The 15,328-nt window shown below is 48.6% G+C and carries 14 protein-coding genes and 1 other annotated feature; of the genes, 1 reads left to right on the forward strand and 13 read right to left on the reverse strand.

What is annotated here, in order from left to right:
* Window positions 1-76 precede the first annotated feature (76 nt).
* From C1A02_RS04000 to C1A02_RS04030, 7 genes are all read right to left on the reverse strand, one after another.
* Window positions 77-313, reverse strand: a complete 237-nt coding sequence (locus C1A02_RS04000; protein ID WP_243577914.1) for a hypothetical protein — start codon at window positions 311-313, stop codon at window positions 77-79.
* A 4-nt stretch (window positions 314-317) separates the two neighbouring features.
* Entirely contained in the window at window positions 318-1,181 is an 864-nt protein-coding gene (gene rsmA, locus C1A02_RS04005; RefSeq protein ID WP_101696938.1) for a 16S rRNA (adenine(1518)-N(6)/adenine(1519)-N(6))-dimethyltransferase RsmA, read from the reverse strand.
* An 85-nt stretch (window positions 1,182-1,266) separates the two neighbouring features.
* On the reverse strand, window positions 1,267-1,947 hold the full coding sequence (locus C1A02_RS04010; RefSeq protein ID WP_101696939.1) for a Crp/Fnr family transcriptional regulator: 681 nt from the start codon (window positions 1,945-1,947) through the stop codon (window positions 1,267-1,269).
* Between the two features lie 18 nt (window positions 1,948-1,965).
* Window positions 1,966-3,021: a hypothetical protein gene (locus C1A02_RS04015; RefSeq protein WP_101696940.1), complete on the reverse strand. Its 1,056-nt coding sequence runs from the start codon at window positions 3,019-3,021 to the stop codon at window positions 1,966-1,968.
* Between the two features lie 346 nt (window positions 3,022-3,367).
* Window positions 3,368-4,441 carry a 3-isopropylmalate dehydrogenase gene (gene leuB, locus C1A02_RS04020; RefSeq protein WP_101696941.1) on the reverse strand — a complete coding sequence of 358 codons (1,074 nt, stop codon included), beginning with the start codon at window positions 4,439-4,441 and terminating at the stop codon, window positions 3,368-3,370.
* A 12-nt stretch (window positions 4,442-4,453) separates the two neighbouring features.
* On the reverse strand, window positions 4,454-6,157 hold the full coding sequence (gene leuA / locus C1A02_RS04025) for a 2-isopropylmalate synthase (protein WP_101696942.1): 1,704 nt from the start codon (window positions 6,155-6,157) through the stop codon (window positions 4,454-4,456).
* 60 nt (window positions 6,158-6,217) lie between these two features.
* Window positions 6,218-6,473: a binding site (T-box leader), on the reverse strand.
* A 61-nt stretch (window positions 6,474-6,534) separates the two neighbouring features.
* Complete coding sequence (locus C1A02_RS04030; RefSeq protein ID WP_101696943.1) at window positions 6,535-7,239, reverse strand: histidine phosphatase family protein; 705 nt, start codon at window positions 7,237-7,239, stop codon at window positions 6,535-6,537.
* Window positions 7,240-7,358: 119 nt separating this feature from the next.
* Here C1A02_RS04030 and C1A02_RS04035 point away from each other — a divergent pair, with 119 nt between their 5' ends.
* Window positions 7,359-8,063 carry a helix-turn-helix domain-containing protein gene (locus C1A02_RS04035; protein ID WP_101696944.1) on the forward strand — a complete coding sequence of 235 codons (705 nt, stop codon included), beginning with the start codon at window positions 7,359-7,361 and terminating at the stop codon, window positions 8,061-8,063.
* A 670-nt stretch (window positions 8,064-8,733) separates the two neighbouring features.
* Here the strand turns inward: C1A02_RS04035 and C1A02_RS04040 are convergent.
* From C1A02_RS04040 to C1A02_RS04070, 6 genes are all read right to left on the reverse strand, one after another.
* Complete coding sequence (locus C1A02_RS04040; protein ID WP_101696945.1) at window positions 8,734-9,033, reverse strand: hypothetical protein; 300 nt, start codon at window positions 9,031-9,033, stop codon at window positions 8,734-8,736.
* Between the two features lie 150 nt (window positions 9,034-9,183).
* Entirely contained in the window at window positions 9,184-9,360 is a 177-nt protein-coding gene (locus tag C1A02_RS04045; RefSeq protein WP_101696946.1) for a ribbon-helix-helix domain-containing protein, read from the reverse strand.
* Window positions 9,361-10,253: 893 nt separating this feature from the next.
* Window positions 10,254-11,528 carry a glycoside hydrolase family 3 protein gene (locus C1A02_RS04055; protein WP_243577915.1) on the reverse strand — a complete coding sequence of 425 codons (1,275 nt, stop codon included), beginning with the start codon at window positions 11,526-11,528 and terminating at the stop codon, window positions 10,254-10,256.
* A complete protein-coding gene (glgA, locus tag C1A02_RS04060; protein ID WP_101696949.1) occupies window positions 11,525-12,949 on the reverse strand; it encodes a glycogen synthase GlgA in 1,425 nt (474 codons plus the stop codon). The genes C1A02_RS04055 and glgA overlap by 4 nt, the downstream gene beginning before the upstream one ends.
* Window positions 12,950-12,967: 18 nt before the next feature.
* The gene (gene glgD, locus C1A02_RS04065) at window positions 12,968-14,083 is read right to left on the reverse strand and encodes a glucose-1-phosphate adenylyltransferase subunit GlgD (RefSeq protein ID WP_101696950.1); all 1,116 of its coding nucleotides are present in this window, start codon (window positions 14,081-14,083) and stop codon (window positions 12,968-12,970) included.
* Window positions 14,083-15,294, reverse strand: coding sequence for a glucose-1-phosphate adenylyltransferase (locus tag C1A02_RS04070; protein WP_101696951.1), 1,212 nt, complete (start codon window positions 15,292-15,294; stop codon window positions 14,083-14,085). The genes glgD and C1A02_RS04070 overlap by 1 nt, the downstream gene beginning before the upstream one ends.
* Between the last annotated feature and the right edge of the window lie 34 nt (window positions 15,295-15,328).

Below are 15,328 nucleotides of genomic sequence, written 5' to 3' on the forward strand. Positions count from 1 at the left end.
AAGCAGCCGCTTGCATTCTGTTTCTCATCACGGTGCTTTTTGATTTTATTATGTCTTATGTGATTCCCGTTGCCCTTTAACGGGGCATCTCTTGCTGGGTTGACTGCATTTCTTCCGGCAAAGATTCCTCCTCCGGTTCATCCCAGCTTTGCAAAGCAAAATACATTCCCGTCAGTGAAACAAAGCAGGCCGTAACACCGCAGGCAATCGACCAACTGCTGATATCCAGCGGCCCCAGCACCATTGCTGCCAAAGACAGCAATAAGCCCAAAACAAAAAATAATTTGGCAATCTTTTCATCGGTATCCAGCATCGGATCACTCCTTTTTTGAAAACAGATGGTTACTGAACCGGGCAAAATCCTCCATCGAAAGCTGCTCTGCTCTTACCCGGCGATCCAGCCCGGCGTTGTCTAAAGCTTGTCCTACCAGTTCTTTCTGCATTCCCAACCCCGCAGATACGGAATTCAGCATGGTCTTGCGCCGCTGCCCAAACGCTGCCTTCACTGCTGAGAAAAATTTGACTTCGTCTTCCAGCTGAACGGCGGGCTGCTTTCGCAGCGTCAGGCGGATAACCGAAGAATCCACATTTGGTGCCGGCATAAAACTTCCGCGGGATACCTCAAACAGAATCTCAGGCTCTGCATGGTAATGCACCGCAACGCTGACGGCGCCGCACTCTCGGGTTCCCGGCACGGCACAGATGCGGCGGGCCGCTTCCTTCTGCACCATAACCGTCAGTGAAGTAATGTCCAGCCGTTCTTCCAACAGACGCATAATTACAGGCGACGTAATATAGTAAGGCAAATTCGCGCATACCGAAACCGACATACCCGCAAATTCCCGGCTGAGAAGGTCCCGCAAATCCAACTTTAAGATATCCCCATTTATCACCGTCACATTATCATACTCCGCCAGTGTTTCGTCCAGCACCGGCAGCAGCCTTTTATCCAGTTCCACCGAAACGACTTTTCCTGCCCGTTCCGCCAATTCCCGGGTTAGCACCCCGATTCCGGGCCCAACCTCCAGTACACCGCTGCCAGATTCGGCTCCGCATTCCTCTGCCATGCGCGGGCATACCGTGGGATTAATCAAAAAATTTTGTCCCAGCGCCTTGCTGAAATGAAAGCCGTGGCGGCCTAAAATCTCTTTAATGGTTGTAATATTGGATAAGCTGTTCATGGAACCTCCACTTGTTCAGTTGATTCCGGCCATCCCGCCGGTGGGGCAAAACAAAATTTCAAAACAGGAATACACAATGTAAAAGCTACTGTTTTTCCCGCTGGTTCGGATACAGAGAAAAGCGGTTGCGATGAAATCGAATCAAATTTTCTTCCTGCATCTTTCCCAATTCTTTCGAAAGTGCGCTGCGGTTCACACACAGAAAATCCGCCAGTTCCTCCCGGGAAAACGGAATCACCGGATCCATAGTTGCCTGACGCTTGGCCAATTCATTCAGATAAGCCAAGACTTTTTCCCGAATACTCTTTTGAGACAGTATCTCCATTTTCCGGTTCAGGTAGACATTCTTTTGCGCCAGAAGATGCACCATGTTCTGTATTAGACGGCTGTGATAATCACACAAGGCGGTACAGGGGGACAAGATCTTATCAATGGCCAGCCGCATCACAGTACACCCCGAAACCGACACAACGGTTACGGGGCTTTGCCCAACACCGGCACAAGCCAAAGATTCCCCAAAAATTTCTCCGGCAGAAAACTCTGCCATAATAGAGCGGTTCCCCAGCATATCTTCTTTGGTTACCTGCACCCTTCCGTCCAGAATAATCCCAATAAAATCCACCGGTTCCCCCGCTAACAGAAGAATCTGGTTTTTTGGATGTGTTTTGACAGAAGCACCCAGACAGCTGATGATTTTTTCACAGTCCTCTCCGCTGATGCCCTGAAACAGCGGAACAGACTGCAATACGGGTAAATATTGTTTCACGTTCTGCTCCTTTATGCTCTATCTCTCCAAAGATTCCAAACGGATTCCCTGCTTTGCCATTCGTTGATCCACCTCAGAATAATCGGGGGATTCCGTAGCCAGCTTATGATAACTTTCTTTCCCCAAAGGCATAAGCCACAGCAAATCCACCTGATTCCGGCGCAAAAAAGAACTGTTTAGCTGCACGGCTTCCCGATCCGAAAGAAAAACGGCATAGGGATGGGCAGGATCGCTGTTAAAATCGATGGTATGATGATGGCTAAAAAACGCGGCGTGCATCCAAGGCATTGTCACAATGGAAGACATTTGAGAAAGTACCTTGGTTTCTTCCAAAGGCAAATCTTCCTTCCAGCAGAACCCCAGTTCTATCTTTTCATAGTTTTCATAGTCTTCCCGGTGCAATTCCACAGACGGCTGGGGGAACATTCCCACCCCGATGGTAAAGGCGTAACGATACTTTTCTTTTTGAAATACCGCCAATCCCTTGGGCGGAAACTGCCCGCCGTCAATGGCATAATAGGCGGCTACTTTCCCAAACTGATTTTCCAGTTCCTCTAAAAAGCCCTGCTGATAGTTTTGCCAAACCTGAGAAAAATCCTGTGCCCAGAACCGCCGCGATTCCTGCAAGCGAGGGAACATGGCATTCCCCGGTTGCAACGGCAAAGGATAAAGCCCCATCGCCTCTGTGTCCGAATACTTAGAATACCCCGAAAAACTGGAATCCGCCCAATAAGGGATGGCACAAATCAGTTCTTCCCGGCAAAACAGTCCTGCCAGACAGCCTTCTTTCCCCCAAACGATTTCCAGATCTTCTTCCGCCAGAAGAGACAGATCCTCTGGATACCGGCAGTATTTTGTATTGATTTTGGGCTGCTTTCCCTTGTCCATATCATCTGCACAAGAATAACTGTCGTCTACAAACACATGATTTTTAATCCAGCATGCAGCCATGGTTACAATCTTTTCCCGATCGGTATCCATTCGATACAAATAAAAATAGCTGCAATCGTTCTCTGTCAAGACTTCTGCTGTAAAATGAGCAATCGGTGATTCGGAAAAAAGAATAGAGTTCAAACTGCCGCCCCCATATTTTCAATTTTTAACCATAATTCAGAGCACTAATATAGTTAATATATCATAATTTGGCAAAAAACAAAAGAGATACCGAAGGTTTTCCCTTCCTGAACTTTTTCTGCCTACACCGTCCAAAAAAGCTTCCTTCCCAAAGGAAGGAAGCTTTTTATCCGCTAATGATGTATTATTCTAACGCCTTTTCCCATAAAAAGCAACCTTGCGAACAGAGTCTTATCTCATCGTGCTTTTCTTTTCAGGACTGAAAAGGCACTGATAAAGAAACACTTTTCACCCGGCAAAATAAGACGGCGCCTCTTTCTTCCGCTATTTTGCCTGTTGTTTTTCCTTACAGGAAGCTGCAGACAAGCGCCCCCATCTCTTCACAATTGACAATCGCCAAACCCTCTTCCGCCAAATCCGGCGTGCGAGCCTGAGTCAAAGCTTCGTTCACCGCCTGCTCAATGGCATCTGCAGCCTGGGGCTGGTTCAGGGAATATTTCAGCATCATTGCCACAGAAAGAATTGTTGCCAGGGGGTTGGCAATCCCTTTTCCGGCAATATCCGGGGCCGAACCATGCACCGGCTCATACAATCCGGGCTTCTTCGCCCCCAAACTGGCAGAAGCCAGCATTCCAATGGAACCGCTGATCATCGCCGCTTCGTCGGACAAAATATCGCCAAACATGTTGGAGGTAACTATCACATCGAACTGCCCCGGGTGGCGCACCATCTGCATGGCGCAGTTATCCACATACATGTGGCTCAGCTCTACATCGGGGTATTCCTCGGCGATGCGTTTGACTGTCTGGCGCCACAGGCGGGAAGTCTCTAAAATATTGGCTTTATCCACGCTGCACAGGCGCTTTTTGCGCTTTTGCGCCATCTCAAATCCAATGCGGGCAATGCGCTCAATCTCTGGAACGGTATATAGTTCGGTATCATAAGCGGCCTCGGTTCCGTTTATCAGCTTCTGTCCCCGATCCCCAAAATAAATACCGCCGGTCAGTTCGCGCACCACAAGAATTTCTAAGGAATCCCCAATGACTTCAGGCCGAAGGGGTGACGCATGCCGCAAAGGCTCAAAAATCACCGCCGGCCGCAGGTTGGCAAACAGCTCCAGTTCCCGCCGAATTCCAAGCAGCCCCACCGTTTCCGGCCGCTGATTCCCGGGCAGCGTATCCCATTTGGGGCCGCCCACCGCACCCAGCAAAACCGCATCGGCCGCTTTGCAGATGGTTACCGTTTCGGGCGGCAGAGCTGTTCCGGTTTCGTCAATGGCACAGCCACCTAAAAGCGCCGGAACATAATCCACAAAGAACCCGAATTTTTCCGCGGCAGCGGTTAGAACCCGCTGCGCCTGCTCCACAATTTCCGGCCCGATTCCGTCGCCTTTTAACACCGCGATTTGATACTTCTGCATGTGTGCTCCTCCTTAAAAATTATTAATAACCGTAGAAAGCTGTGCCCGGTTAATGGCACACACAATTCCTTTAATGGAAGCCAAGCTGATGTTGCTGTCCAACCCAACGCCAAACACCGTCTGATAATCGGGAGTCGTCATCTGAATATAAGAAAGCGCCTTAGAATCTGCACCGGTAGAAACCGCATGCTCATGATAAGATACAAAGCGGTAATTCTCAATTCCCACACCGCGCAGCGCTTTAAAGAAAGCATCGATAGGTCCGTTACCGGTGCCAGTAATCTGGTGATCCTCATGATGGAAGCGCAGCACACCATCAAAGCATACCACGGTTTCGCCGTCCGCCTCATTTTCCTCATGCAGCCGATAGCTCTTTAAATAGTACGGGTAACGGATCTGCAAATATTCCTTTTGGAACAGATTGAAAATTTCTTTGGGCTGCAATTCGCGTCCCAAATTGTCGCAGGCAGTCTGAACCACCATTCCAAATTCGGGGTACATCTCTTTTGGCAGATTGTAGCCGAAATTCTGCTGCATAATGAAAGCAGCGCCGCCCTTGCCGGACTGGCTGTTGATGCGGATAATCGGCTCGTATTCCCTGCCCACATCTGCCGGATCGATGGGCAGATAAGGTACCTGCCAAGTTTGAGAATGGCTCTTCTGCATATAGTCCACGCCTTTTTTGATGGCGTCCTGATGAGAACCGGAGAAGGCGGTAAAGACCAATTCGCCTGCATAAGGGTGCCGCTCATGAACCTTCATCTTGGTGCAGGATTCGTACACCTGGCGGATCTCATTCATCTTGGTAAAGTCCAAACTTGGGTGTACCCCCTGGGTATACAGATTCATGGCAACCACCATAATATCGGCGTTTCCGGTGCGTTCCCCGTTGCCGAAAATCGTTCCCTCTACCCGCTCTGCGCCGGCCATAATTCCCAATTCCGTTGCGGCTACCGCACAGCCCCGGTCATTGTGGGGATGAATACTGACAATGGCACAGTCACGTTTTTTCAGGTGACGGCAGAAATATTCAATCTGATCCGCATAGCAATTGGGGGTGCTGACCTCAACCGTGTTGGGCAGGTTCACAATCACCTTTTTTTCGGGAGTAGCCCCCAGTTCATCCAACACCCGATCACAAATTTTCACCGCGTTATCCATTTCGGTACCGGTAAAACTTTCAGGGGAATATTCATAGCGAATTTGAATCCCACTCTTTTTCATTTCCTGTTCCGTCAGCTTGCGAATCAACTTGGCACCTTTTACCGCAATGTCAATGATGCCATTCATGTCGGTGTTAAACACCACCTTACGCTGAAGAGTCGAGGTAGAATTATACAAATGGACGATCACATTTTTGGCGCCGGAAATGGCCTCAAAGGTTTTGCGGATCAAATGAGGACGTGCCTGAACCAATACCTGTATGGTAACATCATCCGGAATCAGATTCCGTTCGATTAGGGTTCGCAGCATCTCATATTCTGTTTCGGATGCAGACGGGAATCCGACTTCGATCTCTTTAAAGCCGATGTCTATCAGGGTTTGAAAGAACAAAAGCTTTTCGTCCAGATTCATCGGGTTCACCAGCGCCTGGTTGCCATCGCGTAGATCTACGCTGCACCAAATGGGCGCTTTGTCAATTACCCTGCCGGGCCACTGGCGGTCCGGCAGGTGAACCGGCTGAAAAGGAATGTACTTTTGATAGCCTGTTACCATACTCGATCTCTCCTTTACAAAATAAAAACAAAAAAAGCCCCTAACTCAGCTGTCTGCTGAGTTAGGGGCGAATTCGTAAAATACAAATCCGCGGTACCACCCTTGTTCGGCACTTTTATAATACAAAAGCACCCTCAATAAGCCTCTGACAAGGCTTTGGCCGATAACGCTGCCAGCTGCGTCCGATCCTGCGGCACATGGCGTCGGATCGGCGACTCCGGGATGAGCTATACACATAAGGTTTCGCACCGGCTTGCACCAACCGCCGGCTCTCTGACTGCTTCACCAGATGTCTTCTTCCCTTCAAAGTCTTTGGGTGACCAATCGGTCTATGAAATTGTACTCATTATATAAGCGGCTTTTTGTTTTGTCAAGCCCTAATTTTCAGAATCTTCTTCTCTGCCATAGGCACGGTTGGCCGCCTCTCTGGCCAAATCGACCACGGTATGCTGGCGCTGTTCCCCTGTGGTATTATCTGGAATCGTGGCAATGACTTCCGCTACCATAGAGCGCATCCAAAGCCCGGGGGTAATGCGCAGGGTATAGCCCCGGCCGTTTTCGGTCATCCAGTCATAAAAGGATGCTTTGGGCAGGCCGTAGGCGGCTAAAATAGTCATAATCGTGCCCCCGTGGGTTACCATTACCGCACTGGTGGTGCCAGAGCTCATCATTTCCTCCACCAACTTTTCAAAAGTGGAACAAACCCGATAGGCGAACTGCTGGCTGGTTTCCCCATTGGGTGGGCTGACCTGCTGCTGGTTTTCCATCCAGTTTAAAAAGGCCGGATCGGTTTCCAGCTCTTTGGCGGTTTTGCCTTCCCAGTCGCCAAAATCACATTCCCGCAGTCCGTCTACCAAAACAGGCTTTGCTTCGGGGTACAAAATTCCCAGCGTATCTACACAGCGGCTCAAAGGGCTGCTGTAATACACCTGTGCTTTGGGATATTCATACTCACAGCGCAGCTGATTCAGATGCTCGATTCCCTGCACCGAAAGCGGCGAATCGGTTCGGCCAATGTACTGCCCAAGCAGGTTTCCTTCGGTAATTCCATGGCGGATAAAATGAATCAAATAAGATTTCATTAGATATTGCTCCTTTTTTTCTTCTTCCTACGACATCTAGCGGTTTACAATCCGTTGTATTTAGTATATACTTTACAATACGTTAAAGTTATCCATATTTCGACGGGGGTTTTTCCGACATGAACAGTAATTTTTCCAGAATCATGACATTACTGCGGAAAGAACAGGGATATAGTCAAAAAAAGGTTGCGGAAGAACTGGGTGTGTCACAGGCGCTTTTGTCCCATTATGAAAAAGGGATTCGGGAATGCGGGCTGGATTTCGTGGTTCGCGCAGCCGACTTTTACAACGTTTCCTGTGATTATCTGCTGGGTCGCACACCAGAACGCAACGGGGCCACTTTAACCGTGGAGGACATCCCGGAACCCGATGCCGTTGGCAAAGAAAATGTGATGAAAGGGAGTCTTTTGCCGGTACTGAGCAAAAAGCTTTTGGCCAATTCCCTGAACATTATTTTCAGTTTGCTGCAAAAATGCAATAATAAAGCACTGACTGCCGAAATTTCCGCCTATTTGACCCTTTCGGTCTATAAGGCGTTTCGTATTCTGTATTCCGCCAATCCCAAAAATCCCCAAGGCATGTTCGCGGCTCCGCCCGGACTGGACAGGGGCTTTTCGGACGCAGCTTTAGCCATTGCCCACGCCAACGCAGAATATGTGGCTGGCGGGGAAGATTTGGATCAGGAAAAAGGGCTGAAAAAAGATCAGGCGCCGCCTCTTTCTCCCGAACTGATTCAGGAAGAATATCCCTTATTTGCCGGTTCTTTGTTCCATCTGGTACAAAGCGCAGAATCCCGCATGGGACTGAAAAAATCCGAAAAATAGATGATGTCATTATAACAGTCAGGTCATAAAATTGCAAACAGAGCACACAGGGTTGGTATTTACGAAATACCGGCTCTTTTTTTATCTAAATTTAGGATGTTTTAAGAAAGGTATTTTACTTTACAGCTTATTTACTCTGTTTACCGGGCTGTTTTTTATAAAATATTCTTCTTTACTTCCTCTTGTCCCACAGTCTCATGAAAGTTTTTTCTTTTTGTGCCGCTAGCATAGATTTTTTCTGAAAATATTCTTCCTATTTTTACGTCGCCCCTCAGGCTGGGTGAAGCTAGATGCTTTTGAAAGAGTTTTTGCGGCGATAGCACAGGTGTTTTTCTAAGAACATTCTTCTAATCATTACTTTGCCCCTCCGGCCGGGGCAGGACTTTTCGTTTCCCTGTCAAGAGTGTTCTTTATTTATTAAATAAACTTTACTTTATTGTTTTTAAAAAATATTCTTCTACTAATTCCCTTGCCCCTCCGGCCGGGGCGGGCCCCTACTTTCTTTCAAGAAGAAAGTAGGCAAAGACTTGCCAAGGCTCTGCCTTTGGAATCCGTTTAAAATCAGGGAAAGACGAAAGCGTTGTGTAACGCGCCGCTAAATCGTGGGTGGCGCACTCACCTCTGGCGGCGCGCTACCACACGGCGGCGCTATTTTTAGCTGGGTGTATTATTACCCGGCGGCTTGCCCTTCTTGAATTCCCTGATTGATTAGAATTTCTAAAAGAGCAGACAACAGAACCCCGCTGACAATCAGTTCATAATCGGGGCTGCCTTTGCCCCGATGAATACGCAAGGCTTGTAAGGCTGCCACACGGTTTCGATTTTCCAGCTGTACCTTTAACTGATATTCCGCATGGTTAATCCGCAAATTCACCGTACAGCTGGCGGAGAAAGGCTCGGAATCCGCATAGCATTTTAATTGATGAGATAAGTATTCATACTGTTTGGCTTTTAACTGCCGAATAATCATAGTAACGCTTCCTTTCTAGTTGTGTTTGGCTCAGCAGAGCCTTGAAAGGAATCACGGCATATGGTAAAATATTTACACCGTATTTGCCTTTGGGCATCTGCTGGTATTGGGGAAGTGGCGTTGCTTTACGAGAGTGTGCGCCACTTCCTTTCATTTTTTCAGGTCGTCAAACATTTTCCGAACACCACGTCTTACTACCTCGGCTCTGGATACCCCCATTGTTTCGCTGCATTTTTCTAATTGCTCTGAAGTATCCTTATCGAACCTGATTTTCATCGTAATGTCTTTTGGACTATCAGTAGGACGGCCTAGCTTTTTTGCGGCCATTGTTCCCCTCCTTTTTGCAGGTCGCTAATGTTATTATATGTTTTAGACCTGCAAAAGTCAAGGCTATAGTTGCTATCCGGTAAAATGTTGAAAGAAATCACAGTGTATGATAAAATATTTACACCGTATTTGCCTTCGGGCATCTGCCGGTTGTTTGGGAAGTGGCGTCGTCTTTGCGAGAGTGTGCGCCACTTCCTTTCATTTTTTCAGGTCGTCATGCATCCTATGGATACTACGCCGTATGACTTCTGCTTTCGATACCTCTAAAGTTTTCACGCAATCCTCTAACCTTTCAGAGGTTTCTTTGTCCAGCCTTATTTTAAGCGAAATGTCCTTTGGATTATCAGTAGGACGACCCAGTTTTTTATTCCCCAAAAACATCACCTCACTTAATGGGGTCACTAATATAATAACTTAGTGACGTCGTTAAGTCAAGATATGATACTCTTAAATTGGAAAATTCTATGTTTAAGGCCAACGAAGCGCCACTTCTCGGGTGACGCGCCGCTTTAGCGGCGTGGAGCCTTTGGCGCGATTTCACATGACTGACGTCTTATTGTTTTACGGATTCCAAAGGTGTCCTTTGTGTCGTTCAGAGGGGGTCCCGGGGGAGAGAGTCGAAACTCTCCCCCGGGAAAGCCTTTGCTTCCTTTCGCCTTTCCGCGAAAGGAAGTGCCCGCCCCGGCATGAGGGGCAAGGTAGTGAAAGAAGAATCTTCTTAGAAAAACAATAAAGTTCCTTTATGGCACAAGAAGGCAGAACATCCCCGCCCAGCCCAAGGGCAAAACAAAGTTCAAAAATATAAATTTTTATAAAATAAAACTTTTCTACGAAAGAAAAAGGAGCTCACCGACTACCGGTAAGCTCCTTTTTTGTATCAAACTCTTTGCGGTTTAGCTAAGAATCCCCATGCTGTATTTCCAGGCCAAGATCCGCAGTACGCTTTCGTCCAGCCGCTGCTGAGAAATGGTGCCGTTTTCAACAGCCGCATACAAAGCGTTAAAATCGCCCGAAATATCAGTGGAAAGAAGCAGATCGTTCCCGGCCAGAAAAGCAGCCGGTGCAGCGCTTTTCTCACTCACCCGGTCACGAACCCCTTGCATGGCCAAATCATCGGTCATAATAATGCCGGTAAAATTCAGTTCCTCCCGCAAAATTCGGTGAACCTCTGGTGACAAAGAGGCGGGGTTCTCCCCATCCATCGCTGTTACAATATTGTGAGAAACCAGCACACAAGGTGCACCCGCGTCAATGCCCGACTGAAAAGGAAGAAAATCGCTGGAACGAAAATCCTCGATCGAACGGTTGTCCGTTGCCACGCCGGTATGCGTGTCAGAATTGCTGCCATAGCCGGGGAAATGCTTCAATGTGCTGGAAAGCTTCTTGCTGTTCGAAGCATTCACCACCGTTTCTACAAACTCGGCGGTTCGCGCGCCGTTTCGGGCAAATGCCCGGGGGAACATAAAGGCGCTTCGATCAAAGGTCACATCGGCCACCGGGGCCAAATTCACATTGATGCCATAAGACAAAAGCAGATCAGCTTTTTCCAGCGCATCCTGCCGAATGGCATCCATTCCGCCATTGGCATATACCACCTGGGGGGAACGGAATTTTTTCTCTGCCAAAGCGGGGAACTGGCTGATTCGCGTCACGGTTCCGCCTTCTTCGTCCACAGCCAAAGCCATTTTGACCTTGCTGGTTTCCTGATAGCCTTGCAGCATGGCACGCACCTGCTCCGCCGTTTTATCCTGAAAGCTATTGGCCATTAGAAAAAATCCACCGGGCTGATATTCTTTAATCGTCTGCAAATCCCCTTCAGTCGGGGCTCGGAACAAGAAAACTTGTCCTGCTTTTTCCTTTACCGTCATTCCCGAAAGAGTTTGGGCGGCTTTTTGATAGGAATCTTTAAAAATTCCTTCTGCCTCCACCGGCAGCACAGAGGATTCCGGCGGGGGCTGAGAGGATGCCGGTTCCTGAGATTCCGATGCCTCTTGAGTTTGAGAGGACGATGGAATCGGTTTTCCGGATGATTTTTGAAAAGGAGAAAATGGACCAAGCAGGGCAAAGGCCCCCGCCCCTGCCAACAAGATACCTGTCAGCAAGAGCGCGGGAACCAATTTTCTTCTTCGTCGTTTTCCGTAATATGGTCTGTAATGCTTTCTACTCAATTTTTCAGCAGCTCCCTGTAAAGTCGGATATATTCATTGGCGGATTTTCCCCAGCTGTTGTCACATTCCATGGCACGCTGCACCAGAATTGCCCAGCCTTCTTTTTGAGCATAGCCTTCCAGCGCACGATACACCGCATACAGCATATCCCCGCTGTCATAAGTCTGGAATGTAAAGCCGTTGCCTTCCCCGTCCCCGCTGTCCTGAATCGAGTCTTTCAGGCCGCCGGTTTCGCGTACCACCGGGATTGCCCCATACCGCAAAGCAATCATCTGCGAAAGGCCGCAGGGTTCACTTTTGCTGGGCATTAAAAAGATATCACTTCCGGCGTACACCTTGCGGGATACCTCGGGTGCAAACCCGATATAGGCACAAACCCTGCCGGGGTAGCGTTCCTGCATTTCGCGGAAAAAGCTTTCGTATTCATAATCGCCGGAACCCAACAGCACAAACTGTGCATTGGTTTCGGCTAGAATGCGTTCCAGCGAATCTTTGACCAAATCCAGTCCCTTTTGTGCAACCAGACGAGTCACCATACCAATCAAAGGCGTATCGGCTTCCTGCGCCAGCCCCAGCTGCTCCTGCAAAGCACGTTTGTTTTCGGCCTTGCCGGAAGGATCCGCAGCGCTGTACGGGGCCGCCAAAGTGGAATCGTTTTCCGGATCATAATGCACGTTGTCGATACCGTTTAAAATTCCCGAAAGCTTCCATGCACGGGAACCCAAAATTCCTTCTAAACCATAGGCAAACCAAGGGTCCAGAATTTCCTGAGCATAAGTAGGGCTGACCGTTGTTACCCAATTGGCACATTCAATGCCGCCTTTGAGCATATTGACACAGCCGTCATACTCCAGCAACTGGGAAGCGGAGTCGGGAATTCCCAAGACATCCCGAACCAATTCCAAACCGTATTTGCCCTGATACTGGATATTATGGATGGTAGTGACCGTTTTAATTCCCTGATACCAAGGATTATTGGCATAAAACAGCCGAAAGTAAGCCGGAACCATGGCAGTCTGCCAATCGTTACTGTGAATAATATCGGGTTTAAAATCAATGACGGGAAGCATTTCCAAAGCCGCCCGGGACAAAAATGCAAACCGCTCCGCATCATCGTAATGGCCGTATAACCCGGGACGTTTAAAATAGTATTGGTTGTCAATCAGATAATAAATTACCCCGCCTGCGCGAGCCTCGAACACACCGCAATACTGTCTGCGCCAAGCCACCGGCACCGAAAGACTGGTGACAAAATGCATCTGATCCCGCAATTCCTGCGGAATATCTTCATAAAGGGGCATCACCACCCGGCATCCAATCAGCCGGCGGCGCAAAGCCTGGGGCAACGAACCGGCCACATCGCCCAAACCGCCGGTAGCGGCAAAGGGCAGGGCTTCACTGGTGCAATATAATACTTTCATCACAGCGCCTCCTGTCACTTATACAATACTCCCCTTGCTGATAAAGACGGGGTAGGATTGAAATCCCATCAGGGACCGCTCCTCTTTAATCTCCACGTCCTTGTCAATAATCACATAGTTCAAACGGCTGTTTCGCCCGATGATACTGTCCTGCATAATCACACAGTTTTCCAGTCTTGCGCCCCGGGCCACCTTCACCCCGCGAAACAACACGCAGTTGTGCACTTCACCGTCCACCTGGCAGCCGTCTGCCACCAAAGAGTTTGTCACATTGCAGCCAAGCCCATACCGGGCGGGCATATCATCCCGTACCTTGGTATAAATGGGGCGGTTCGGATCAAACAGCTGCGACCGAACCTGCGGCAGCATCAGTGACATATTGGCCTCAAAGTAAGAATTCATAGAGCTGATCATCTGCATAAAGCCCGTGAATTCATAGGCATACACCTTATAATTCGGAATATTCCGCTGTAATAGATCCCGTGGGAAATCGTACATATTCCGGCTGACACAATCTTCTACCAGTTTTATCAGCAAATGGCGGCCAATCAAAATAACGTTCATGCTGTAATTGCATTCCCCGTCCATCCGGGGATCAATGAGCATATCCCGTACCCGGGATTCCGGATCAATTTGCAAAACGCCCGCACTGCTGACTTTGTCGGGGATTTTGCCGTATCGATACACAATGGTAATATCTGCCCCTTTTGCGATATGTGACGCAATTACCTTTTTGTAGTCAATATTTGCCACGATATCGCAATCGCTGAGCAGCACATAATCTTCTTTTGAACTGGACAAAAAGCGGCTGGCAGAGGAAAGGGAGTCAATTCGGCTGTTGGAAATCGAGCTTTGTGCTCCAAAGGGAGGAAGCATATAGAGCCCTTCCCGTTTTCGGGAAAGATCCCATGCCTTGCCGGAACCAAGGTGATCCATCAGGGATTGATAGTTGCTTTTGGTCATAACCCCCACCTTGTTGATTCCGCAATTCACCATGTTGGAAAGAGGAAAATCAATCAAACGGTAACGTCCGCCAAACGGAATCGAGCCCATTGCCCGTTTTTCAGTCAGTTCCCGCACTCTTTCTTCATGTACATTGGAAAACAGCAGTCCAATCACATTGTTTCCCCGCATTATCTTGCCACCTCCTCAGCGTCGATCATTGCTTTGGGAGGAACCACAGCACCTGCTGCTATCTCACAATTTTCTCCCACAACCGCAACTCCCCACTGCCCTTTGTCTTCCATTTCTTCGGGACGGGCGCCCACAACGGCCCCTTTCCCCACCACGGTATTTTCTGACACAATCGCATATTGAATCACGGCGCCCTCTTCTACCCGGGCGCCGGGCATAATGATGGAATCCCGAACCACCGCTCCCGGGGCAATATATACCCCGGCAAATAAAACCGTAAAATCCACTTCACCGTACACATTGCAGCCCTCAGCCACCAAAGAATTCTGCACCTTTGCTTCGGCAGACAGATAATGGGGCGGCATAACCGGATTGCGGGAATAGATTTTCCAGACAGGTTCGCTTAAATCCAGCTCAGTATGCGGGTCAAGCAAATCCATGTTGGATTCCCAAAGGCTTTCAATGGTTCCAACATCCTTCCAGTACCCGGTAAACTCATAGGCAAACATGCGCTCCCCGGCCTCCAGCATAGCAGGCAGTAAATCCTTGCCAAAATCGTTTGAAGATTTTGGGGTTGCCTCATCCTGTTCCAAATACTTTCTCAATTTGTCCCACGAAAACACATAAATTCCCATAGAGGCTTTGTTGCTTTTGGGTTTTTTGGGCTTTTCATCAAATTCATAGATAGAGCCGTCTTCCCGGGTATTCAGAATTCCGAACCGGGGGGCTTCTTCCCATGGAACCTCTATTTGGGCAATGGTACAATCGGCTTCCTTTTCCTTATGGTACGCAATCATTTTAGAGTAATCCATTTTATAGATGTGATCGCCCGAAAGAATCACCACATAGTCCGGATGATACCGTTCAATAAACGGAATGTTCTGATAAATTGCATTGGCAGTTCCTTTGTACCAGTCTGCCTTTCGGCCGCGCTGATAAGGGGCCAGCATATGAACGCCGGCATCCATGCTATCCAGATCCCAGGGCTGGCCACTGCCTATGTAGTCATTCAGCACCAACGGCTGATATTGGGTTAAAACCCCAACAGTCTCAATTCCGGAATTTACACAATTGGAAAGCGGAAAATCAATAATCCGGTACTTCCCGCCGTAAGGAACCGCGGGTTTGGCCAGATTTTTGGTCAGTACCCCCAAGCGGCTCCCCTGTCCGCCGGCCAGCAACATGGCGACGACTTCTTGTTTTGGCAACATCGCATTTACCTCCTTGGCTGATATACTAAAAACG

Source organism: Clostridium minihomine (assembly GCF_900240385.1).
Taxonomy (GTDB): domain Bacteria; phylum Bacillota; class Clostridia; order Oscillospirales; family Acutalibacteraceae; genus Faecalispora; species Faecalispora minihomine.